This window comes from Streptomyces sp. NPDC051219, assembly GCF_040682335.1.
Taxonomy (GTDB): Bacteria; Actinomycetota; Actinomycetes; order Streptomycetales; family Streptomycetaceae; genus Streptomyces.
Genome location: NZ_JBFBAS010000010.1, coordinates 45,103 through 66,512, shown reverse-complemented (window position 1 = coordinate 66,512; position 21,410 = coordinate 45,103). Strand labels below are relative to the sequence as shown.

Annotated in this window: 22 protein-coding genes and 3 pseudogenes; 9 read left to right on the top strand and 16 right to left on the bottom strand. The window is 70.5% G+C overall.

Annotated elements, in window-relative coordinates; translation table 11 throughout:
* Positions 1-149: 149 nt before the first annotated feature.
* Entirely contained in the window at positions 150-914 is a 765-nt protein-coding gene (locus AB0M62_RS14410) for a GntR family transcriptional regulator (RefSeq protein ID WP_366074482.1), read from the top strand.
* 106 nt (positions 915-1,020) lie between these two features.
* Here AB0M62_RS14410 and AB0M62_RS14405 read toward each other — a convergent pair whose 3' ends face one another.
* Positions 1,021-2,178 carry an ROK family transcriptional regulator gene (locus tag AB0M62_RS14405; protein ID WP_366074481.1) on the bottom strand — a complete coding sequence of 386 codons (1,158 nt, stop codon included), beginning with the start codon at positions 2,176-2,178 and terminating at the stop codon, positions 1,021-1,023.
* 171 nt (positions 2,179-2,349) lie between these two features.
* Here AB0M62_RS14405 and AB0M62_RS14400 point away from each other — a divergent pair, with 171 nt between their 5' ends.
* From AB0M62_RS14400 to AB0M62_RS14385, 4 genes and pseudogenes are all read left to right on the top strand, one after another.
* Entirely contained in the window at positions 2,350-2,550 is a 201-nt protein-coding gene (locus AB0M62_RS14400; protein ID WP_366074480.1) for a DUF5988 family protein, read from the top strand.
* 145 nt (positions 2,551-2,695) lie between these two features.
* The gene (locus tag AB0M62_RS14395; RefSeq protein ID WP_366074478.1) at positions 2,696-3,220 is read left to right on the top strand and encodes an arginine deiminase family protein; all 525 of its coding nucleotides are present in this window, start codon (positions 2,696-2,698) and stop codon (positions 3,218-3,220) included.
* Positions 3,187-3,273, top strand: a pseudogene (locus AB0M62_RS14390) (arginine deiminase family protein); the annotation flags it as partial. The gene AB0M62_RS14395 and the pseudogene AB0M62_RS14390, both read left to right, overlap by 34 nt.
* Before the next feature lie 25 nt (positions 3,274-3,298).
* Positions 3,299-3,460 carry an arginine deiminase family protein gene (locus tag AB0M62_RS14385; protein WP_366074477.1) on the top strand — a complete coding sequence of 54 codons (162 nt, stop codon included), beginning with the start codon at positions 3,299-3,301 and terminating at the stop codon, positions 3,458-3,460.
* Between the two features lie 116 nt (positions 3,461-3,576).
* On the opposite strand, the gene AB0M62_RS14380 is transcribed toward AB0M62_RS14385, so the two are convergent.
* A complete protein-coding gene (locus AB0M62_RS14380; RefSeq protein ID WP_366074476.1) occupies positions 3,577-4,614 on the bottom strand; it encodes an alcohol dehydrogenase catalytic domain-containing protein in 1,038 nt (345 codons plus the stop codon).
* A gap of 482 nt (positions 4,615-5,096) precedes the next feature.
* On the opposite strand from AB0M62_RS14380, the pseudogene AB0M62_RS14375 reads away from it, so the two are divergent.
* A pseudogene (locus AB0M62_RS14375) lies at positions 5,097-5,823 on the top strand (transcriptional regulator).
* A 52-nt stretch (positions 5,824-5,875) separates the two neighbouring features.
* Here the strand turns inward: AB0M62_RS14375 and AB0M62_RS14370 are convergent.
* Positions 5,876-6,069, bottom strand: a pseudogene (locus AB0M62_RS14370) (LuxR C-terminal-related transcriptional regulator); the annotation flags it as partial.
* Positions 6,070-6,341: 272 nt separating this feature from the next.
* Between AB0M62_RS14370 and AB0M62_RS14365 the strand changes: the two are divergent.
* Entirely contained in the window at positions 6,342-6,779 is a 438-nt protein-coding gene (locus AB0M62_RS14365) for a hypothetical protein (protein ID WP_366074475.1), read from the top strand.
* Between the two features lie 181 nt (positions 6,780-6,960).
* On the opposite strand, the gene mug is transcribed toward AB0M62_RS14365, so the two are convergent.
* The 8 genes from mug to AB0M62_RS14325 form a co-directional block, all read right to left on the bottom strand.
* Entirely contained in the window at positions 6,961-7,515 is a 555-nt protein-coding gene (gene mug / locus AB0M62_RS14360) for a G/U mismatch-specific DNA glycosylase (protein WP_366074626.1), read from the bottom strand.
* Positions 7,512-8,954, bottom strand: a complete 1,443-nt coding sequence (gene purB, locus AB0M62_RS14355) for an adenylosuccinate lyase (RefSeq protein WP_366074474.1) — start codon at positions 8,952-8,954, stop codon at positions 7,512-7,514. The genes mug and purB overlap by 4 nt, the downstream gene beginning before the upstream one ends.
* Before the next feature lie 59 nt (positions 8,955-9,013).
* Positions 9,014-9,793 carry an SGNH/GDSL hydrolase family protein gene (locus AB0M62_RS14350; protein ID WP_366074473.1) on the bottom strand — a complete coding sequence of 260 codons (780 nt, stop codon included), beginning with the start codon at positions 9,791-9,793 and terminating at the stop codon, positions 9,014-9,016.
* 107 nt (positions 9,794-9,900) lie between these two features.
* The gene (locus tag AB0M62_RS14345) at positions 9,901-10,920 is read right to left on the bottom strand and encodes a hemolysin family protein (protein WP_366074472.1); all 1,020 of its coding nucleotides are present in this window, start codon (positions 10,918-10,920) and stop codon (positions 9,901-9,903) included.
* Positions 10,917-12,254: a hemolysin family protein gene (locus AB0M62_RS14340; protein ID WP_366074471.1), complete on the bottom strand. Its 1,338-nt coding sequence runs from the start codon at positions 12,252-12,254 to the stop codon at positions 10,917-10,919. The genes AB0M62_RS14345 and AB0M62_RS14340 overlap by 4 nt, the downstream gene beginning before the upstream one ends.
* 147 nt (positions 12,255-12,401) lie before the next feature.
* Entirely contained in the window at positions 12,402-12,827 is a 426-nt protein-coding gene (locus tag AB0M62_RS14335; RefSeq protein WP_366074470.1) for a GNAT family N-acetyltransferase, read from the bottom strand.
* Positions 12,828-12,934: 107 nt separating this feature from the next.
* Complete coding sequence (locus AB0M62_RS14330) at positions 12,935-15,499, bottom strand: FtsX-like permease family protein (protein WP_366074469.1); 2,565 nt, start codon at positions 15,497-15,499, stop codon at positions 12,935-12,937.
* Between the two features lie 6 nt (positions 15,500-15,505).
* Positions 15,506-16,303, bottom strand: coding sequence for an ABC transporter ATP-binding protein (locus tag AB0M62_RS14325; RefSeq protein ID WP_366074468.1), 798 nt, complete (start codon positions 16,301-16,303; stop codon positions 15,506-15,508).
* A gap of 164 nt (positions 16,304-16,467) precedes the next feature.
* Here AB0M62_RS14325 and AB0M62_RS14320 point away from each other — a divergent pair, with 164 nt between their 5' ends.
* A complete protein-coding gene (locus tag AB0M62_RS14320) occupies positions 16,468-16,695 on the top strand; it encodes an antitoxin (RefSeq protein ID WP_366074467.1) in 228 nt (75 codons plus the stop codon).
* Positions 16,692-17,063 carry a fic family toxin-antitoxin system, toxin component gene (locus AB0M62_RS14315; RefSeq protein ID WP_366074466.1) on the top strand — a complete coding sequence of 124 codons (372 nt, stop codon included), beginning with the start codon at positions 16,692-16,694 and terminating at the stop codon, positions 17,061-17,063. Before AB0M62_RS14320 ends, AB0M62_RS14315 begins: the two co-directional genes overlap by 4 nt.
* 21 nt (positions 17,064-17,084) lie before the next feature.
* Here AB0M62_RS14315 and AB0M62_RS14310 read toward each other — a convergent pair whose 3' ends face one another.
* The 5 genes from AB0M62_RS14310 to bioB form a co-directional block, all read right to left on the bottom strand.
* Positions 17,085-17,762 carry a class I SAM-dependent methyltransferase gene (locus AB0M62_RS14310; protein ID WP_366074465.1) on the bottom strand — a complete coding sequence of 226 codons (678 nt, stop codon included), beginning with the start codon at positions 17,760-17,762 and terminating at the stop codon, positions 17,085-17,087.
* A 130-nt stretch (positions 17,763-17,892) separates the two neighbouring features.
* On the bottom strand, positions 17,893-18,024 hold the full coding sequence (locus tag AB0M62_RS14305) for a VOC family protein (protein ID WP_366074464.1): 132 nt from the start codon (positions 18,022-18,024) through the stop codon (positions 17,893-17,895).
* 4 nt (positions 18,025-18,028) lie between these two features.
* A complete protein-coding gene (gene bioD, locus AB0M62_RS14300) occupies positions 18,029-18,742 on the bottom strand; it encodes a dethiobiotin synthase (protein ID WP_366074463.1) in 714 nt (237 codons plus the stop codon).
* Positions 18,743-18,793: 51 nt separating this feature from the next.
* Positions 18,794-20,107 carry an adenosylmethionine--8-amino-7-oxononanoate transaminase gene (locus AB0M62_RS14295; protein ID WP_366074462.1) on the bottom strand — a complete coding sequence of 438 codons (1,314 nt, stop codon included), beginning with the start codon at positions 20,105-20,107 and terminating at the stop codon, positions 18,794-18,796.
* Positions 20,100-21,329, bottom strand: coding sequence for a biotin synthase BioB (bioB, locus tag AB0M62_RS14290; RefSeq protein ID WP_366074461.1), 1,230 nt, complete (start codon positions 21,327-21,329; stop codon positions 20,100-20,102). The genes AB0M62_RS14295 and bioB overlap by 8 nt, the downstream gene beginning before the upstream one ends.
* Between the last annotated feature and the right edge of the window lie 81 nt (positions 21,330-21,410).

The following is a 21,410-nucleotide window of genomic DNA, read 5'->3' as shown; positions in this document are numbered from 1 at the left end:
GCAATGGCATCGAAGCGCCGCGTAATCGTACGAGGATTGGTCTTGACCAAGGGGATGCGCCGTCCTATCGTCGCAGGGATAGTGCAGGAACCTTTAATAAACAAGGGCGCGGAAAAGCCGCCGGGACACGGCGATTGCGGAGGATCAGGGTGGGGACCACGCAGCTGGAAACGGTGCCGGAGCCGAAGTACTGGCACCTCAAGACCGTGCTCAGCGAGGCACTCGACTCGGATTTCGCCGTCGGCGAGGTGCTGCCGAACGAGCGTGACCTCGCTGCCCGCTTCGGTGTCGCACGTGCCACGCTCCGGCAGGCGCTGGAGCAGCTGGAGCTGGAAGGCCGCCTGCAGCGCCGCCGTGGAGTCGGCACCACAGTCGCCCCGCCCCGCATGGGTGTGGCCGTCGGTTCCGGTGAGCATGTCTGGCCGGGCGCGGCCGGTGATGCCTGGCAGCCGGTGGACTGCACGGAGACGCTGCCCGCCGCGGCGGTCGCCCGCCTGCTGGACACGGAGCCGGACGAGACGGTGCACACGGTGCGCCGCACGCGGGTCAGCCGCGGCCAGCCCGTTGCGGCCGAGCTCCTGTACGTACCCGCCGCGTCCGTGCCTGACCTGCCCGCCATCGACGCCCCGGCGGGCCCGGCCCGCGCCAGAGCGGTCCTGCGCGAGCTGCAGCGCCTCGGTCTGGAGGGCCAGGACCGGGCTGTCGAGCTCGGCTCGGCCCGGGCCGACGACGCTCGGGAGCTCGACCGGCTCCCCGGTGCGCCGGTCCTGGTGGTGACCACGCGGTACTTCACCGAGGACGGCACCGCCGCGGTTTCCGTGGCCACCTACCGGGCCGACACCTGTCGCCTCACCTTCGGCGACTCCGGCGACCTGGAGATCAGCCACCACGAGCAGGAGCGCCGGGCTTCCTGACGCGGGCCCACGCCCCCGGGGCGCCCGGCCGCGCGAAGAGGTGGGCCCGCGTCCGCCCAGGGCTGCTTCCCGTAAGCGCTCGGAGCGGTCTGTGCGGCCCGTTGCCTCAACGGCGCGCCGTCACCGTTCCCTCCACCGCGAACAGCTGCTCCTCGACGTGGTCGAGCGCCAGCCGCAGCGCACCCGTCGCCACCGCCGCCTCACCCAGCAGGGACAGCGCCACCCGGGGTGGCCGCAGGCAGTAGCGGGCCAGCTCGTTGCGCAGCGGTTCCAGGACACCGTCCAGCCCGGCGGCCCAGCCGCCTACGACGACCAGCTCCGGGTCGAGCGCGAGCACCAGGGCGGCGACGTCGTGCACAAGCCGCTGGATGAACCGGTCCACCGCCGCGACGGCCTGTTCATCGCCGTTCCGGGCGTGCGCGAACACATCCGCGACGGCCTGTTCGTCCAGGGGGTGCAATGGCTCGTCCGTCGTGGACAGCAGCCTCTCCGGGGTCACATCCCGTCCGAGGAGGTGCAGGGCGCCGATCTCGCCCGCCGCCCCGCCGTAACCGCGGTGCAGGCGGCCGCCGATGAGCGAGCCGGCGCCCGGGCTGAGTCCCGCCATGACGAAAACGATGTCGTCGGAGTCGGTGGCCGAGCCCTTCCAGTGTTCGGCCACGGCCGCCGTGTTGGCGTCGTTCTCCACCAGGACGGGGCAGCGGAACGACCGGCGCAGGCGTTCGGCGAGCGGCAGTCCCGTCCAGCCGGGAAGCGCGGTGCACAGCCGTACCGTCCCGTCCGCCTCCACGATTCCGGGGCTGCCGACACCCACGGCTCGCAGTGAACCGCGCGGCACGCCCGCGCGCCTCAGGAGATCGGCGACCACGGCGCGCGTACGCTCCAGCCGCTCGTCCGAGGAGGCGGTCTCGCAGACGTCCCGGGAGCCGGCGCCAATGATCCGGCCGTCGAGGCCGGACAGGAGCGCGGCGATACGGTGCGGTCCGATCTCGATGCCCAGCAGATGGCCGGCCTCCGCCCGGAAGCGGAACCTGCGGGCGGGCCGGCCCTGCCGTCGCGCCTCACCGTCCTCAGCGGGGGCCTCGACGACGAGGCCGGCGCCGATGAGCCCTTCCACCACGCCCTCGACGGTCGGGCGGGACAGGCCCGTGACGCGCGTCAGGTCGGTGAGGGTGGGGGCGTCGGCGCTGCGCAGCGCGTGCAGTACCACCGCGGAGTTGATTCGCCGGAGCAAGGAGGGGTCCCCGCCGGTCAGCTGCCCCAACGTGTGTCCTCCCAGCTCGTACGCGTGTTTGCCGGATCGTACTCGCTGGTCGCGAGTGCGGCGAGTGGCGAGCACGCCCGACGCACGCCCGACGGGGGGCTCGGCGCGGACTCGGCGCGGGCGGACGTACGCCGACGTGCGAGCCAACCCGCGGGTTGTAAGACTGGGGCAATGGCGACCAAGGCAGTCCTCGAGGGCGGCCCGGACGATCTGCACGAGCGGATCGTCCCGATCACCCCTCCCGGACAAGAGCTGAAGATCAAGCACCGCGGCGGATACGAGCACTTCAAGCTCACGACGCGGCATCAGGACAGCCCGGAGGGGCGGTTGCCCGTCTACGAGTGGTGGGAGCGGACAGAGATCGCCGAGTGACGCCTCCCTTCGGCGCCCTTCCGCGTCAGGAGTCAAGCCGGCCTCACCGACGGCCTCAGACCTCCGGCGAGTACCAGACTCTCCGGGCTCCGTTTCCGGTCAATTCGGCATATATGCGATAGATTGCCGGTCTCCATAGACCGGTGTGCGGCCGTCATGGCCAGACCTTCGTAGCGGGGGTGACGACCTCCTTGCGGAGACGATGACGGTTCCCGAGGCGAGGTCGTGGCTCCTCGACCGCAAGATCACCGCGAACGAGGTGGGCATCGGACTGATCGACGGCACGCGTGCCTTCCTGGAGACGCTCGATCCCCGCCGGCTCGCCGAGTATCTGATCGGCGGCCTCGCCACGTCCGACCTGCCGGACGAGTTCCGGCCCCCTACGTCGCCCTCGTCCGTGAGTCGACGGGCGTCCGGGAATACCTCATGCCTCCGCTGCCCAACACCTCTACACCCGTGGCACGAACTGTTGGCGGTACGAGGGGGTGACGCTGAACCCGCTGTAGTGGCCGGCCCGTCACGACGAGACGCTGCTGATGAAGGCCGTCTACGAGTTCCACCCATGACTTCACCGGCTCCACCGTGTGGTGGGGTGATCCGGAACTCAGCTGGGGGCAGGCGACGTTCGAGGGCGGCGACATCATGCCGGTCGGCAATGGTGTCGTCCTGATGGGCATGAGCGAACGTACGTCCCGGCAGGCGATCACACAGGTCGCGGCATCGCTGTTCAAGAACGGCGCGGCAGAGCATGTCGTGGTCGCCGGCATGCCGACCGCAACCGCAGACGAACACCCTTCTGCGCAAAGCCCGAGTCGAGGTCATCACCATCGTCGGCGCCGAGCTGGGCCGAGGACGCGGCGGTGGCCACTGCATGACCTGCCCCCGCATCCGTGGCCCCGTCGACTTCTGACCGCCGGCCGCCGCGGGCCGCGCAGCCGGTGCCCGAGGCCGAGCTGCGCGCCGACGCCCGAGCACCGGGTCTCCAACCCTCTGCGGCGTGCTCTGCCCCGTCTCTGGTATGGGTGATCAGGGGCGGACAAGAACCTTCAGCGCCTCGCGGTCGTCCATGGCACGGTAGCCGTCCGGCACCTGGTCCAGGCTGATGGTGCGGTCGAACACCCGGCCCGGCTCGACATTCCCCTCGAGGATGTCGGGCATGAGCTCATCGATGTAGGCGCGCACCGGGGCGGGACCACCGGTCAAGGTGACGTTGGGGCCGAAGAGAGTGCTGACACCGATCGGGGCCTCCTCGTACTGAGGCACTCCGACGCGACTGATCACGCCGCCGGGGCGAACCACGCCGACCGCCATGTCGTATGCGTCCATGTACCCGACGGCCTCCAACACCACGTGGGTGCCGTCGCCGCCGGTCAGCTCTCGTACCTTCTCGATGCCTTCCTCGCCGCGCTCGGCGACCACGTCGGTCGCGCCGAGGTCACGGCCGAGGTCGGTGCGGTCCTTGTGCCGGCCCATGAGGATGATGCGCTCGGCCCCGAGCCGCCTGGCGGACAGCACTGCCATCAGTCCGACCGCTCCGTCACCGATGACGGTGACGGTGGTGCGCGGGTTCACCTGGGCCATCTTCGCTGCGTGGTGTCCGGTGCCGTACACGTCGGACAGGGTCAGCAGCGACGGCAGCAGGGCGGAGTCCTCGCCGACGGGCAGCTTCACCAGCGTGCCCTGCGCCTGTGGGACGCGAATAGCCTCGGCCTGCCCCCCGCCGATGCCGCCGACCCCCCAGAACCCGCCGTGACGGCAGGAGGTGTGCAGACCCTCCCGGCAGAAGTCGCAGGTGTTGTCAGCCCATGCGAAGGGTGCCACGACGAGATCGCCGCGCTTCAAGCCCGAGACGTCCGAACCGAGTTCCTCCACCACGCCGAGGAACTCGTGGCCCATCGGCGTGCCCTGCTCGGAGGCCGGGATGTTGTGGTAAGGGTGCAGGTCGCTGCCGCAGATGCACGAGCGCACGATGCGCACGACCGCGTCGGTGGGCTGCTGCAGGCCAGGATCGGGCGCGTTCTCCACGCGCACATCGCCGGGACCGTACATGAATGTTGCTTGCATGAGGCACCTTCCATAGGTATGTCGTTCAAGTGGGCCCAGGGCCCGCATCTGTGTTCCCGCCGGTGTGGCCGCTGCCCTACGCCGATCCGGTGGGAGGGGGCAGGTCTGCGGGTAGTGGCATTCGTCGTCGGTGACGCGCCGGCCCCACTGGGTTTTGGGAAGGTCGTCGCCGCAGCGGTCGCCGAACATCATGTTGTCGGCCGGTTCGACCGGCTTCGGCGCAACGCCACCGGTCGCCTTGCGCTCCGGAAACTGCTCTTCCGCCATAATGCCCTCCCTGCCTTACTCGCATAATTTCGAGGGCCACCGATGGGTGCTCCCCACGGCCGCGGTCCATTCCGTGCCGGGCTCTCTGGTGCCACGTCATCGACACTCGCATCCCCCGCACACGCCTGCAAAGGGCAGACTTTCCTCCTAGGACATAAACATCCTGCGAGAAAATCCTCCCCCCACACTTCGGGGGACCGGTGCGAACTGGTCCCATGACCCGCGACGCACACCTGAACGAGCTGGGCGAGTTCCTCAAGGCCCGACGAGCCGAGCTCAGCCCCCGTGCCGTGGGCCTGCCCGACACCGGTGGCCCGCGCAGGGCGGCCGGCCTGAGGAGGTTGCCCAGCCGGCGGCGATCAGCACCGACCCCGCTGACGCACACGGCAGAGGATTCAGCCGCAATTGCAGCGACTCCTCGACGACCTCACAGCCACGCCGGCCATTGTCATGGGCCGCCGCATGGATATTCTCGCGTGGAATGCGCTCGCGGCCGCCTTGGTCACCGATTTCGCACGGATCCCGGAAAAGCACCGCAACTACGTTCGTCTGGTCTTCACCGACCCCGCCATGAAAACGCTCTACACGGACTGGGAAACCGTCGCCCGCACCTGTGTCGCCCAGCTGCGCATGGCCGCCAAGTACCCCGCCGACCCGCGCCTGACCGCCCTCGTGGGCGAACTCTCCGTCCAGGACCCGCACTTCCGCCAGTGGTGGGCCGCCCACCACGTCGCCACACTCGGCGTGGGCACCAAGGGTTTCCAGCACCCCATCGCCGGTGAACTCCCCCTGGACTGGGACACCCTCACCGCCAGCACCGACCCCGACCAGCAGGTCGTCATCTGGACCGCCGAGCCGGGCACCCCCTCGCACGACGCCCTGCGCTTCCTCGCGTCCTGGGCTTCCAGCTCCCAGCAGGCGGCACCCGACACGGCCGGCTGACGAGGCATCTCACCACTGTGAAAATACAACGCCCGGGCCGCCGGCCCGGGCGTCACGCCGGAGAGACGAAGCCGGCTTCGTAGGCGGCGATGCCGCCAGGGTACGGTCACGCGCTCGCAGCTCGGCGAGTACCCCGCTGACGTGCGACTTGACCGGCTCCGCGCCGACGATCAGCTCTGCGGCGATCTCCGCGTTCGAGAGGCCGCGGGCCATGAGCCGCAGCACCGCCCCCTCGCGCTCGGTGAGCGTCCGCCTTCCGTGGCCGCTCTGAAACCAGGCCCACCGCAGGCATGGGGAGCCACACAGTCAGAAGCATGGCCACCTGTCGCCGCCTCTCCCGGACCAAGCTGGGCAACTGGTGGTGCATCAATGCCCGGAAGGGCCACTGGGGGGCCACGGGCAGGGCACGGCGTCACGGCGCTGGGCGGCGGCCGCCGTGCTTGCCGGCTGGTTCTCGATGAAGCACAAGGACGCCTGAACGGCGGCCAATTGTCAGTGCGGGCAGGTTTACTTCCAGCATGACCACGGCACAGCACCTGGCCACGATCGACATACTGCGCACCCGAGAGTTTCCCTCGGTGCGCGGTCGATCCGACGTCGGCTCCAGCGGGCCCGGTTACCACCTCGCGGAGTTGAGTACGAGCGAGGAGTTCTGGGAGGACGACGGAACGCGGCGTGCCCAGGTTGAGGACCAGTACGCGGCGGAGTGCGCCGCCCTCGCGCAGGCGCTGTCCGTGCGGTGGGGTGAACCCCAGGTGTTCAGTCTCTGGAGCCTGCTGATCCGCGGCATGGAGGGGGAGGGCATACCGGAGCCATGGAACCAGTTGAGCGGCAGCGTCGTCGATCTCCACCTGTGGCGGATCGAAGAGCGGTGGCTGGCGCTCGGAGTGGCCCAGTGGGCCGGGGAGCTCCCGTTCCAGCTGGTCGCAGCCGTCACCGAGATCGATCCGCCCTAGGAGGGTGCCCCGACCGTCGTCGAGGCGGGCCGGCTGTCCGGCCTCGGCTATGTGAACCCGACCGAGATCAACCAGCTCCTGACCAACCGGCTCGCTGCTTTGCCCTCCTGACAGGCCACATAAGCCGACGCGTCATCTTGATCAGGACTGGAACGCGCCGCGGAACCAACCGCGGTCCGGCTCACGGCGACAGCCGGCCGCGGCCCTCCGCGGTAGCGCGCAGCCGGCCGTATTCCTCGGCCATCGTCGCGGCCGTCCAATGGGCATTCAGACCACTGGGATTGGGCAGTGCCCAGATCCGCGTCCCGCCGATCGTCCGCTCCTGCGGCCCGATCAGCGCCTTGCGGTCCCCGAACGCCGTGCGGTACGCCGTCACTCCCACCACCGCGAGCCACGCCGGACGCAGCAACTCCACCTTCGCCGTCAGGATCCGGCCGCCCTCGCGGAACTCCTCTGCGGTGAGCTCGTCGGCCCGTGCGGTGGCCCGTGCCACCACGTTGGTGATGCCGAGCCGGTGCGTGAGCAGTTCGTCCTGCTCGTCCGGCCTCAACTGCCGCGGGGTGAAGCCGGACAGATGCAGCACCGGCCAGAAGCGGTTGCCGGGGCGGGCGAAGTGGTGCCCCGTCGCAGCCGACATCAGCCCCGGATTGATTCCGCAGAAGAGCACACGCAGACCGCCCGCGACCACATCGGGAACGACGCGGTCGCGGGCGGCCTGGAGATCGTCGGCGGTCAGAGGATCGACCCCGGCGCGTATCCGGCAGCCTCCGGGCGCTGCTTGGCGATCTCCTCGATCCTCGACACCACAGCCGCCACCTGGTCGCCTGCCGCGCCCGTGAACGACAACTTGTCGGCCATCAGTTCGTCCAGCTGCGCGCGGTCGAGCGGAATCCGCTCGTCGGCTGCCAGCTTGTCCAGCAGTTCATTGCGTTCGGCACCCTGCTCACGCATCGCCAGTGCGGCGGCGACCGCGTGCTCCTTGATCACTTCGTGTGCGACCTCCCGGCCGACCCCGGCCCGCACCGCGCCCATCAGCACCTTGGTGGTGGCGAGGAACGGCAGGTATCGGTCCAGCTCCCGTGCCACGACCGCCGGGAAAGCCCCGAACTCGTCAAGCACCGTCAGGAACGTCTCCAGCAGCCCGTCGAACGCGAAGAACGCGTCGGGCAGCGCCACCCGGCGGACCACCGAGCAGGAGACATCGCCCTCGTTCCACTGGTCGCCCGCCAGCTCACCGGTCATCGAGGCGTAGCCGCGCAGGATCACCATCAGGCCGTTGACGCGCTCGCAGGAGCGGGTGTTCATCTTGTGCGGCATCGCGGAGGAGCCGACCTGGCCGGCCTTGAAGCCCTCGGTGACCAGCTCGTGCCCGGCCATCAGCCGGATCGTCTTGGCGATCGACGACGGGGCGGCGGCCAGCTGGACGAGCGCGGTGACGACGTCGTAGTCGAGCGAGCGCGGGTAGACCTGGCCGACGGAGGTGAAGGCATGAGCGAAACCGAGGTGACCGGCGATCCGCTGCTCCAGCTCCGCGAGCTTCGAGGCGTCACCGCCCAGCAGGTCGAGCATGTCCTGCGCAGTGCCGACCGGTCCCTTGATACCGCGCAGCGGGTAGCGGCCGAGCAGATCCTCGAGGCGGCCGTACGCCACCAGCAGCTCGTCGGCCGCCGTCGCGAAACGCTTGCCGAGGGTGGTCGCCTGCGCGGCCACATTGTGCGACCGACCGGCCATCACCAGTTCCGCGTGCTCGGCCGCCAGCTTGCCCAGCCGCGCCAGCACGGCGACCGTACGGTCCCGGGCCAGTTCGAGCGAAAGCCGGATCTGCAGCTGCTCGACGTTCTCGGTGAGGTCCCGGGAGGTCATGCCCTTGTGGACGTGCTCGTGGCCGGCGAGGGCGTTGAACTCCTCGATCCGGGCCTTCACATCGTGGCGCGTGACTTTCTCGCGTTCGGCGATCGAAGCCAGGTCGACCTGGTCGAGGACCCGCTCGTAGTCGGCGAGGGCGGCGTCCGGCACCTCGATACCGAGTTCCTTCTGGGCGCGCAGCACGGCGAGCCACAGCCGCCGCTCCAGCGTCACCTTGTACTCGGGGGACCACAGGACGGCGAGCTCCGCGGAGGCGTAGCGGCCGGCAAGGACATTGGGGATGCGAGGCTTCGCAGGAGCAGCAGTCACGTGTACGGATTCTACTGGCGGTTTACGCAGGCCAGCGCCCCGGTCCTGTTTGTGGCTTACTACGAGAGCGGCGTGTCGTACGGCAGCAGCTCGGGACGCTTGCCCGGGAGGCCGTCGCCCGACGAGCGGCCGGTGAGCCGCCGTCCGATCCACGGCACCAGATGCTCCCGCGCGAACCGCAGGTCACTGCCGCGCCGGCGCACCCACCCCGGCGGCACCGCGGGAGGCAGTACGGCCTTCCAGTCGTCCTCCGCACCCAGGCCCAGTGCCTGCCACACCGCCTCGGCCACCCGCCGGTGTCCCTCGGCGGTCAGATGCAGCCGGTCGACGTGCCACATCCGTGGGTCGCCCAGCGCGGGCACGCCGTACAGGTCGACGACGAGTGCTCCGTGCCGCGCCGCGAGCTCGTCGATGAACGAGAAGAGCTCCTCCATACGCGGCCGGAACCTTTCCATCACCGGGCCGTTGCGGCCGGGGGAGCGCATGAGCACCAACTGCCCGCACGACGGCGCCAGCTTGCCCGCGGCCTCCTCCAGGAGCCCGCGCACCCTTCCCATGTCGCACTTGGGCCGCAGTGTGTCGTTGAGGCCTCCGACCAGCGTCACCACATCCGCCTGCATGGCCGCCGCCGCGTCCACCTGCTCGTCGGCTATCTGGCCGATGAGCTTCCCGCGAACGGCGAGATTCGCATACCGGAAGCCGGGGGCACGGGCCGCGAGCCGTCCGGCGAGCAGGTCTGCCCAGCCCCGGTACGAGCCGTCCGGGAGCCCGTCCGACATGCCCTCGGTGAACGAGTCGCCGAGCGCGACAAAACTGGTGTAGGTGGCATTCGATTCCATGGCGAGAGTGATCCTACCGCGCAGTAGCATGCACCCCGCCACGGCAGGGGAACGGCCGGGCACCCTGCGCGACAGGGTGCCCGGCCGTTCCGTAGGCGGCTCTCCGGTCAGATCGCGGGCGCGTTCCCGAAGAGCTCCCGCAGCACGTCCTCCATGGTCACCAAGCCGGCCAGGGTGCCGTCCACGCCGAGCACCGCCGCCAGATGCGTCCGGCTGCGGCGCATCGCGGTGAGCACGTCGTCCATGGGAGTGCCCCGCCCGACCTGCGCGATCGGGCGCAGCGCGGCGATGGGGAAGGGCTCCTCGCGCGGCCCGGCCTCCAGCGCGTCCTTGACGTGCAGATAGCCGAGGATGCGGCGGTCGTCGTCCACGACGGGGAAGCGGGAGAACCCGGACTGCGCCGACAGGCGCTCCAGCCCTTCCGGCGAGATCCCCACCCCGGCAGTCACCACGCGCTCCACGGCCAGCACCACGTCGTCGACCGGGCGGCGGCCCAGCTCCAGGGCGTCGTGGAGCCGCTCGCTCGCTCGGTCGTCGAGCAGGCCGGCGTCACTGGAGTCCTTGACCATCCGGGCCAGCTCGTCGTCGGTGAAGGTCGCAGACACCTCGTCCTTGACCTCCACCCGCAGAAGCTTCAGCAGAGCGTTGGCGAACGCGTTGATGGTGAAGATCACTGGCTGCAGCGCGCGGGTCAGGGTGACCAGCGGAGGGCCGAGCAGCAGAGCGGTCCGCACGGGCTCGGCCAGCGCGATGTTCTTCGGCACCATCTCGCCGAACAGCATGTGCAGATACGTTGCCGCGGCGAGGGCGATGACGAACGAGATCGGGTGGATCAGTCCGTCCGGCACACCCACGGCGTGGAACACCGGCTCCAGCAGATGGGCGATGGCCGGTTCGGCCACCACGCCGAGCACCAGGGTGCACAGCGTGATGCCCAGCTGAGCCGCCGCCATCAGCGCCGACACGTGCTCGAGCCCCCACAGGACGCTGCGCGCCCGGCGGTTGTCCTCCTCCGCGTACGGCTCGATCTGACTGCGGCGCACCGAAACCAGAGCGAACTCCGCCCCGACGAAGAAGGCGTTGACGACCAGAGTCGCCAGGCCGATCAGAAGCTGGATCGCGGTCATCGCACTCCCTCCGCCGACTGGTTCGCACCCGGGGCCGGGGCGTGCAGCAGCACCCTGGCCGCACGACGTCCGGAGGCGTCCACCACGTCAAGCCGCCAGCCGTTCAGTTCCACACTGTCGCCGACGGCCGGGATCCGGCCGAGATCGGTGGCCACCAGGCCGGCCAGGGTCTCGTACGGCCCGTCGGGGACCCGCAGGCCGATCGACTGCAGCTGGTCGGTGCGCGCGGCGCCGTCCGCCGAGTACAGCCGACGGCCCTCGGCGTCGTTTCCGGCGGGAGCCAGATCCGGCGTCTCGTGCGGATCGTGCTCGTCACGCACCTCGCCGACGACTTCTTCGACGATGTCCTCCAGGGTCGCGACGCCCGCCGTGCCGCCGTACTCGTCGATGACCACTGCCATGGTCCGCCGGCCGGACAGCCGGTCGAGGAGCCGGTCCACCGTCAGCGACTCCGGCACCAGCAGCGGCTCGCGCATCAGCTGCCCGACGGGGAAGCGGCGCCTGCGGTCGGCGGGCAGGACCAGCACGTCCTTGATGTGCGCGACTCCGACGACCGTGTCGAGACTGCCCTGGTAGACCGGGAAACGGGAGAGGCCCGTGGCGAGCGTCGCGTTGGCGACGTCTTCGGCCGTGGCCTGCACATCCAGTGCTGTGACCTGTACGCGAGGGGTCATCACGTTTTCCGCCGTGAGGTCCGCCAGATTCAGTGTGCGTACGAAGAGTTCGGCCGTGTCCTTCTCCAGGGCGCCCTGCTTCGCGGAGTGGCGCGCCAGGGCGACCAGTTCCTGCGGCGTGCGGGCGGAGGCCAGCTCCTCGGCGGGCTCCATGCCCAGCCGGCGCACCAGGCGGTTGGCGGTGCTGTTGAGATGGCTGATGAACGGGCGGAAGACGGCACTGAAGAGCCGCTGCGGCGTGGCGACCCGCTTGGCCAGCGCCAGCGGCGAGGAGATCGCCCAGTTCTTCGGTACCAGTTCACCGACGACCATCAGGACGATCGTCGACAAGGCGGTACCGAGCACCAGCGCCGCCGACGAAGCGGTCGAGGCCGACAGGCCGATCGACTGGAACGGGCCGCGCATGAGCTTGGCGATCGACGGCTCGGCGAGCATGCCGATGATCAGGTTGGTGACGGTGATGCCGAGCTGTGCGCCGGAGAGTTGGAACGTCAGACTCCGCACGGCCTCGAGGGCACTGGCGGCGCCGCGCTCGCCCCGCTCGACGGCCCTCTCGAGATCGCCGCGTTCGACCGTGGTGAGAGAGAACTCGGCGGCGACGAAGGCACCGCAGGCCAGGCACAGCAAAAGGGCCACGAGGAGCAGAAGCACTTCGGTCATCGGTTCACCTCCGTCCCATGGTCGGACAGGGGGAGGATGAGTGCGCGATGTCGGCTACTGGGAGGCTCGCCCATGGGCGGACGCTCACACCTTTCGATCGAAGTGGACGGTCGACCCATGGTAAAGGAGAGGCAAAGGGTCCTGCCGTCAGTCTCCGAGCGGCTTGACCCAGCGACTCCACTGGGGTTCGGGCGCGTACCCCGCCGCGGTCCAGGCATGCTGCGCGAGCTCATTGCGGTCCAGCACCATCGCGTCGCCGCGCCGCCCGCCGAGCCGTGCAAAGCGCACCTCGGCCGCCGCGAGCAGCGCCGAGGCGACACCCTGCCTGCGGTGGTCCGGGTGGACCGCAAGCCGGTACAGACGGCAGCGCCAGCCGTCGAAGCCCGCGATGACCGTGCCGACGAGCGCGCCGCCGCGCTCGGCGATGATCAGCGCCTCGGGGTCCCGGCCGACCAGCCGCTCGACGCCCGTCAGGTCGTCGCTGATGCTCTTGCCTTCCGCGGCCACCCGCCAGAAGTCCAGCACCACGGGAAGGTCCGAGGGCACCGCGGTCCGCATTCGAAGATCATTCATGGCGGCATCCCACCACCTTCCGGCGGGCAGCGTCGAACAGTTTCCGGCCGGGTCCAGGGGTCCGGCAGGGGCCGATGCCGGGGCGGAAACCCGTCCCGCCGGAGGCCTCACTCATGGGCGATGGCGGCCAGCACATTCATCCGAGCCGCCCGCAGAGCCGGCAGCACCGCGGCGGCAAGCCCGACCACGACCGAGCCCGCCACCACCGCGACGATCGTGGGCCAGGGAACGGCCAGCGCCTTCATGCCCTCGAGCGCCAGCACCTGCTGGACGGCAAGGCCCCACACCAGCCCCAGCCCGAGACCGAGCAGCGCACCGAAGACGGCGATCACCACCGACTCCAGATGGATCATCCGCTGCATCTGTCCCCGGGAAAGCCCGATCGCCCGCAGGAGCCCGATCTCGCGGGTACGCTCCACTACGGACAGGGCGAGCGTGTTCACCACACCCAGCACCGCGATGATGATCGCGAGCGCCAGCAGCCCGTAGACCAGCATCAGCATCACGGCGATCTGATCGCGGATCAGTTCCTTGTAGTCGGCCTGATCGCGTACCTGTACCTGCGGATACGGGTCGAGGGCCCCTTCGAGTCCTTCGCGCAGCCGCTGTACGTCGGTGCCGGGCGCGGCATTCACGTACAGCGCCGCATCCTGGCCCCCCGGCAGATACTTCTCCACCGTGCCCAGGCCCAGGAACAGCCCGCCCTCCATCCCGGGACCGCTCGGCGCGTCCTGGTCGGTCAGGGCGGCGACCTTCAGACCGGCCGTGCGCTCCCCGGGAAACGTCACCGCCAGCGTGGCGCCCAGCGCGAGGCCGTGCTCCTCGGCGAACCCGCGGTCCATCGCGACGCTGTCTGCGGCGAGTGCCGCGGGCGTGTCGCCCTGCGCGTAGGTGACCCGGGCGACCTCGTCGAGTTCCCGGTCGTAGCCGGCCGCCGTGGTCGCGATGCGCCGGCCGTCGGGCAGCCGTATGTCGAGAGGGGCGAACCGCTGCCGCACCACCAGGCCCGCACCCTCGACGCCCCGCACCTTCTGCGTGACCTCCTGCGGGAAGGGCAGGAAGTTGCTGTTCTGTACGACGAAGTCGGCGCCGAGGGTCTTGTCGATCTGGTCGTCGAAGGACCGCGCCATCGAGGCGCTGGCCACCGACAGACCCCCCACCAGGGCGAGTCCCACCATCAGCGCGGCCGCCGTCGCCCCGGTGCGCCGCGGGTTGCGGAGCGCGTTGCGCTGGCTCAGCCGCCCCACCGAGCCGAACACGCGGGGGAACGCCCCGCCCAGCACCCTGATCACCGGCCGTACCAGGAGCGGCCCCGCCACCACCGTCGCGATCAGCGTGAGGACCACGCCGAGGCCCAGCAGTGAGGCCGCCGACGAGGTGTCGCTGCTGGTCGCGCAACCGGCGAGCGCCGCTGCACCGGCCATGCCGACCAGGCTGCCCGCCACCGCCCGTACCTTCAGCGGCTTGCCGACGCCCGCCACTTCGACGTCCGCGAGCGCGGCCATCGGCGAGACCCTGCCCGCCCGCCGGGCCGGCAGATACGCGGCGAGGAAGGTGACGCCGAGCCCCACGGCGTACGCCGATACAGGAGTCGCCCAGCCGACGACCATCTCGGCGGCGCTCAGGTTCATCCCGAGCAGCCCCATCAGCTCGATCAGACCGGCCGCCAGCCCGATCCCGGTCGCCAGGCCCAGCGTCGACCCGACCAGTCCGAGGAGCAGCGCCTCGGTCAGGACCGACCTGCTCACCTGGCGCCGGTCGGCGCCGAGCGCGCGCATCAGGCCCAGCTCACGAGTCCGCTGGGCGATGAGCATCGAGAACGTGTTGACGATCAGGAACACACCCACCAGCACCGCCACACCGGCGAAGCCGAGCATCACGTACTTGATGACGTCGAGGAACCCTCCGAGCTGCGCCGCTGCCGACTCGGCCTGCTCGTCGGCCGTCATCAGCTCGTACTCGTCGCCCACAGCGGCGGCGACGCGCTCCTTCAGTACGGTATCGCTCACCCCGGGCGCGGCGGTCACGGAGATCGAGGTCGCCACGCCCGGCCGGCCCAGCAGCTTCGTCTGTGCCGTCGGGGTGTCGAGGAACACGAGGGCGGCGCCTGGGTTGGTGGTCGTGAAGGTGGCGATGCCGACGATCTCGACCTTGAAGGAGCCGGGCTGGGCGAGGACGGTGAGCGTGTCCCCGATGCGCACCTTCTTGTTGTCGGCGGTGTCCTTGTCGAGCAGTGCCTCACCCGAGCCCCGCGGCTCCCGCCCACCGGTGAGCTTCACCGGACTGCGGTCGGTGACGTACCAGTTGGTCGCGACGGTGGGCGCGCCCGTCGTCGGCCCGACCGGATCGTTCTCACGGTCGACGACGGTGATGTTCTCCACCGCGGCGTCCACGTGGGTGTCGGCCACCCCCTCGACCGAGTCGATGCGCTCGGCGAGACTTTCCGGCACGGTCTCGACCACGCCCGAGGGCAGGTCGCCGCTGACGCTCTCCTTGGGGCCGACCGTTACATCCGCCGAGGTGGAGGCGAAGAGCCGGTCGAACGTCCGGGTGACCGTGTCGGAGAAGATCAGACTTCCCGCGACGAAAGCGACGGACAGGATCACGGCCAGCGCGGACAGGAGCAGACGCCCCTTGTGGGCGAAGAAGCTCCGCAGAGTCGCCTTCAGCACCCGGCCTCAGTCCTTTCCCAGCGGGTCGGAACGCAGGCCGTCGAACCGCTTCATCCGGTCGAGCACCGCCTCCGCAGTGGGGTGGGGCATCCGGTCGACGATCCGCCCGTCCGCGAGGAACAGCGCCAGATCGGAGTGGCCCGCGGCGCCGGGGTCGTGCGTCACCATCACCACCGTCTGGTCGAGTCGGTCGACGGCCTCCCGCAGGAAGGCCAGGACCTCGGCGCCCGCGCGGGAGTCGAGGTTGCCGGTGGGCTCGTCCGCGAAGATCAGCTCGGGCCGGGACGCGAGTGCCCGGGCGCAGGCGACGCGCTGCTGCTGGCCGCCCGACAGCTGGGCCGGCCGGTGCCCCAGCCGGTCACGCAGACCGAGCGTGTCGATGACGCGCTCCAGCCACTCAGGGTCGGGTTTGCGGCCCGCGATGTCCATGGGGAGTGTGATGTTCTCCGCGGCGGTGAGCGTGGGCAGGAGATTGAAGGACTGGAACATGAAGCCGATCCGGTCCCGCCGCAGCCGGGTCAGCTCCCGCTCCTTCAGCCCGGTGATCTCGGTGTCGCCCAGCCACACCTGGCCGGCGGAGACCGTGTCGAGCCCGGCCAGGCAGTGCATCAGGGTGGACTTCCCGGACCCGGAAGGGCCCATCACGGCGGTGAACCGCCCGCGCGCGATGTCCACATCGACGGAGTCCAGGGCCAGCACGGTCGTCTCGCCCGTGCCGTACGCCTTGGTCAGAGCCCTTGCTCGCGCGGCGACCGGCGCCCGGTCCGGATTGTCCTCCGTGTGCGCAGCAGCAGGTGTGGACATGGCCGCCTCCCCGGTTGTGGCCGTCCCAACTCCCGTACAGGAGCCGAGGGTAGAGGGGCGGACGGGACTGCGGTATCCCCCCTGAGGCCGGTCCGCGGCGACACGTGTAAGGGGCAGGGGTCGTGCCCTTGCCGGTGATAGCACTCCCGCGCTAGCTTGAGAATGTGGCAAAGACCCAGCTGAACGTACGAGTGGACGAAACCACCGCGGAGGCCGCGCGCAGTCGCGCCCACCAGCGCGGGATGAGCGTCAACCGTTACATCGAGGAGCTTGTCCGGCAGGACGCGGGCGAGGCCGGCCGTACCTTTGTCGAGGCGGCCGCGGACTTCATGAGGAGTTACGAATCGGTGTTCGCCGAGGAGTTCGGCACCGAGCGTGAAGGGCGCCGTTGAGCCTCAAGATCGACCTTGCCTGGCTGCTCATGATCGCCGAACACAAGACGCCCGGCGATCCCCAGGTCACCGACTGGGGCGCACTGGTCGCCGCCGTCAGCCGGCACGACGCGGAGATATTCGGCATCCCTGTCTACGGCGACCCGCAGGCCCGGGCCGCCGCGCTGCTGCAACTCCTGCTCCACGTCCCGGCCCTTGAGCGCTCCAACGCCATGTTCGCCACCGCCGTCGCATACGCCTACCTCGTCGCCAGCGGCCTCAAGGTGGCCACTTCGCCCGAACAGGTCCGCGATCTGGCCCGATTGGTCAAGGACGGCGATGCGGACGTGCGGGCGATCGCCGACGAACTGCGGCAGTGGAGTCCGTGACCTCGTCCCCACCGGGCCTGATCAGTCCACGACCGGGGGCCGCCTGGCCGTCCCCAGCACGCAGGTCGACGTCGGAAGCGTGACCCCCTTCTCGGGGACCTTCAGCCGGCGGTACTCGTCGATCTCGAAACCCGCGGCCTCGATCGCCGCCAGAGCGTCCCGGGCGGTGTGGCAGCCGCCGCAGAGCAGCGGCCACACCGTACGGTCCAGCGCCTTCTGCGTGGCGGCCATCGCCCGCCCCCGAGCCACGCCGTGTTCGAAGAACCTCAGTTCGCCGCCCGGGCGGAGGACGCGACGGATCTCCCCGAGCGCCCGCGGCACGTCCCGTACGGTGCACAGCACCAGCGACACGACGGCCGCGTCGAACGCCTCGCTCTTGACCGGCAGAGCCTCCGCCGCGCCCGGCACCACATCCACCGGAACCTCCGCGCGCATGGCCGCGCTCGCGGCCAGCCGGCGCAGCGTACGCTCCGGCTCGACCGCCACCACCTCGGAGACCGTGGCCGGATAGTGCGCGAAATTCAGTCCGTTGCCCGCGCCGATCTCGATCACGCGGCCGGAGAGCCCGGAGAGCAACTCCGCCCGGTGGGCCGCCACCCCGCCCCTGAGATCGGCAGCCACGCTGAACCGGGCGTAGAAGCGGGCGAACATCGGGTGATGCACGACGTCCCGTGGCAACTTGTTGCTGCGCAGCGGCATGACGGTCCTCCTCCGGCGAACGGACGGATACCGTCAATTCTCCCCCAGCTGCCGGAGCATCATCCGCCCACGAAACAGAACTCGTTGCCCTCGGGGTCGCGCAGCACCTGGAAGTGACCGTGATCGTCCGTCACGATGTCGCCGACCCTGACCAGTCCGCGTTGCGGTCCACCGGATCGCCGCCCAGCAGCGCTGCCCAGAAACGCACCAGGTCAGCCGGTTCGGCGCAGTCGAAGACAATCTCTTCCACTCGTGCTCGCATGCGGTCAGGCTACGTGGGCCGCGAACGCGTCCACGTCCCAGACACCGCCGAGCGCGGCACCGAGCCAACTCCCGGCCCGCGCCCGGAACTCCGCGGGGGCCAGCGTCCCCGCGCCCTCGGGGACCGCCCCGAGCAGCGGCGCGCCCGCCATCGACGGCAGGTCGGCCACATTGCACCGTGCGGCGAGATCCGGTACGGCGGGCCAGCTGCCGACCACCACCCCGAGCGGCTCCAGCTGCCGGGCCCGCAGGGCCTCGGCCGTCAGGGCGGTGGAGTTGAGCGTGCCGAGCCCGGCCGGGGCCACGACCAGGACCGGCGCGTGCAGCAGGAGGGCCACGTCGGCGAGCGTGGAGCCCGACTCGTCGAACCGTACGAGCAGCCCGCCCGCGCCCTCGACCAGGACCAGATCGTGTTCGGCGGAAAGCTTCTCCGCCGCCTCGGCCACCTCGTGTGGGCGCACCGGTGCGAGACCGGCCCGCCGCGCGGCCGTCGCCGGAGCCAGCGGCTCGGGAAAGCGGGCGAGTTCGACCGCGGTCAGCACGCCCGCCAGCCGCGCCGCCTCCGCCGCGTCGCCGGGCTCGCCGGGCCCCAGTCCCGTCTGCGCGGGTTTCAGTACGGCGACCGACCGGCCGGCCGCCAGCGCCGTCGCCGCCACAGCGGCGGTGACGACGGTCTTGCCGATTTCCGTCCCGGTTCCGGTGACGACGACCACGGCCATCGCAGTTCACCGTCCTTCCTGCGTCGTTGCTTCGGGGGACTGTGCGCGCGCTCAGCCCGCGGCTGCGGCCGCGCACACGGCACGGCAGATACGTGCCACGTCCTCGTCACCCGTGACGTACGGCGGCATCGTGTAGACGAGGTCGCGGAACGGCCGCAGCCACACGCCCTCGCGAATCGCGGCGCGGGTTGCCGGGGCCATGTCCACCTCGTGATCCAGCTGGACGACGCCGATGGCGCCCAGCACCCGTACGTCCCGTACACCGGGCAGCGCCGCGGCCTGCGCGAGCCCGTCCCGCAGGCCCGCCTCGATCCGCTTGACCTCCTGGCGCCAGTCCTGCCCCAGCAGCAGGTCGATGGAGGCCAGCGCCACGGCGGCGGCGAGGGGGTTGCCCATGAACGTCGGCCCGTGAGCGAGCACCGGTACCTCGCCGTGCGAGATCCCCTCGGCCACCGCCGAGGAACACACGGTCGCGGCCATCGTCAGATATCCGCCGGTCAGCGCCTTGCCCACACACATGACATCCGGTGAGATCCCGGCGTGCTCAGCCGCGAACAGCTCGCCCGTGCGCCCGAATCCGGTCGCGATCTCGTCCAGTACCAGCAGCACACCGTGCTCGTCGCAGAGTTCACGCAGCACGCGCAGATACCCGGAGGAGTGGAAGCGCATGCCTCCCGCGCCCTGTACCACCGGTTCCACGATCACCGCGGCCAGCTCGTCCGCGTGCCGCGCCACGAGGTCGGCCAGGTGCTGTACGTACGCCGGGTCCGGCTCCGCGTCGAAGCCGGCCGGCGGTGCGTCCGCGAACACCTGTCGGGGCAGCACGCCGGACCACAAGTCGTGCATCCCGCCCTCGGGGTCGCAGACCGACATCGGCTGCCAGGTGTCGCCGTGGTAGCCGCCGCGCCAGGTGAGCAGGCGCTGCTTGCCGGGCCGGCCAGCCGAGCGCCAGTACTGCAGGCACATCTTCACCGCGACCTCGACCGAGACCGACCCGGAGTCGGCGAGGAAGACGTGCTCCAGCCCGGCCGGGGTGATCTCCACCAGTCTGGCCGCGAGCCGCACGGCGGGCTCATGGGTGAGCCCGCCGAACATCACATGGCTCATCCGGTCCAGCTGGCTTCGTGCCGCGTCATTGAGGACGGGGTGGTTGTAGCCGTGGATCGCCGACCACCACGACGACATCCCGTCGACCAGCTCGTCACGGCCGTGCGCGGGCCGGTCCAGACGCAGCCGTACCCCGGCAGCCGACCCGACGAGCAGCGGTTCCTGCCTGCCGGGCATCGGGCCGTACGGATGCCAGACGTGCTGCCGGTCCAGGCCCAGCAGCTCGTCCGGGGAGAGCGGGTGCCGCGGTTCAGGCATTGGGGGCTAGGTCCGTCCCGGCGCCGCGGCGGCGGACCGCGACCAGGTCGGTACGTGCGACGGAAACCTCCGGGGCCGGCACGTCCCCGCCCGGGACCTGTCCGGCGGGAACCTCCGCGCCCGGACCTTGTGCGGCCTGCACCTCGGGCTCCGAGGAGCCGCACGGCGCGCAGCCGCCGCCGTGCGATCCGCAGCCGTCGCCGGAGGCCGCCGCGTCCGAGCGGTGCTCGGGCAGCGTGGTCGTGCCCGTGCCCTCGACCTCGAAGCCGGCGTCGGCGATCATCTCGAGGTCGGCCTGGCCCGCCTGGCCCTCACTGGTGAGGTAGTCCCCGAGGAAGATCGAGTTGGCCAGGTGCAGGGCGAGCGGCTGGAGCGTACGCAGATGCACTTCGCGGCCGCCCGCGAGCCGTACCTCCACGTCCGGGCAGACGAACCGGACCATGGCGAGGATGCGCAGCGCCCGCTGCGGCGTAAGGTTCCACTCCTTGGCCAGCGGGGTGCCCTCGAACGGGATCAGGAAGTTGACCGGCACCGAGTCGGGGTCGAGGTCGCGCAGCGCGAAGACGACATCGACCAGGTCCTCGTCGCTCTCGCCCATCCCGGCGATCAGCCCCGAGCAGGCGGAGAGTCCGGCGGCCTGGGCCTGCTGGACGGTTTCCACCCGATCGGCGTACGTGTGGGTGGTCGTGATGTCCCCGTAGGTTCCCTCGGACGTGTTGAGGTTGTGGTTGTACGCGTCGGCTCCCGCGGCGCGCAGCCGGTCGGCCTGGCCGTCCGAGAGCAGTCCGAGGCAGGCGCACACCTCGACGCCCTCGTTCTGCTCCTTGATCGCCTCGATGGTCTGCGACACCCGGTCGACGTCCCGGTCGGTCGGACCGCGGCCGCTCGCGACCAGGCAGACCCGCTTGGCCCCGCCGGCCACGCCCGCGGCTGCGGCCTTGGACGCTTCGTCCGGCTTCAGCCAGGTGTACTTCAGGATCCCGGCTTTCGAGCCGAGCCGCTGGGAGCAGTACGAACAGTCCTCGGGGCACAGGCCCGACTTCAGGTTGACCAGGTAGTTGAGCTTCACCCGCCGCCCGAACCACTGACGGCGCACCTTGCCGGCCGCGGCCACCACGTGGAGCAGTTCGTCGTCCGAAGTCGCCAGTACGGCGAGCGCCTCTTCGCGGGTCGGCAGTTCGCGCCGCAGCCCCTTGTCCACCAGCGTGGTCAGCAGATCCATGCTCCAGATCCTGACCTACGGCACCGCCCCGGGCCAAGGAGAGATCGCACAACAGAGCCGCTTTGCGGTGTGTGTATTGCC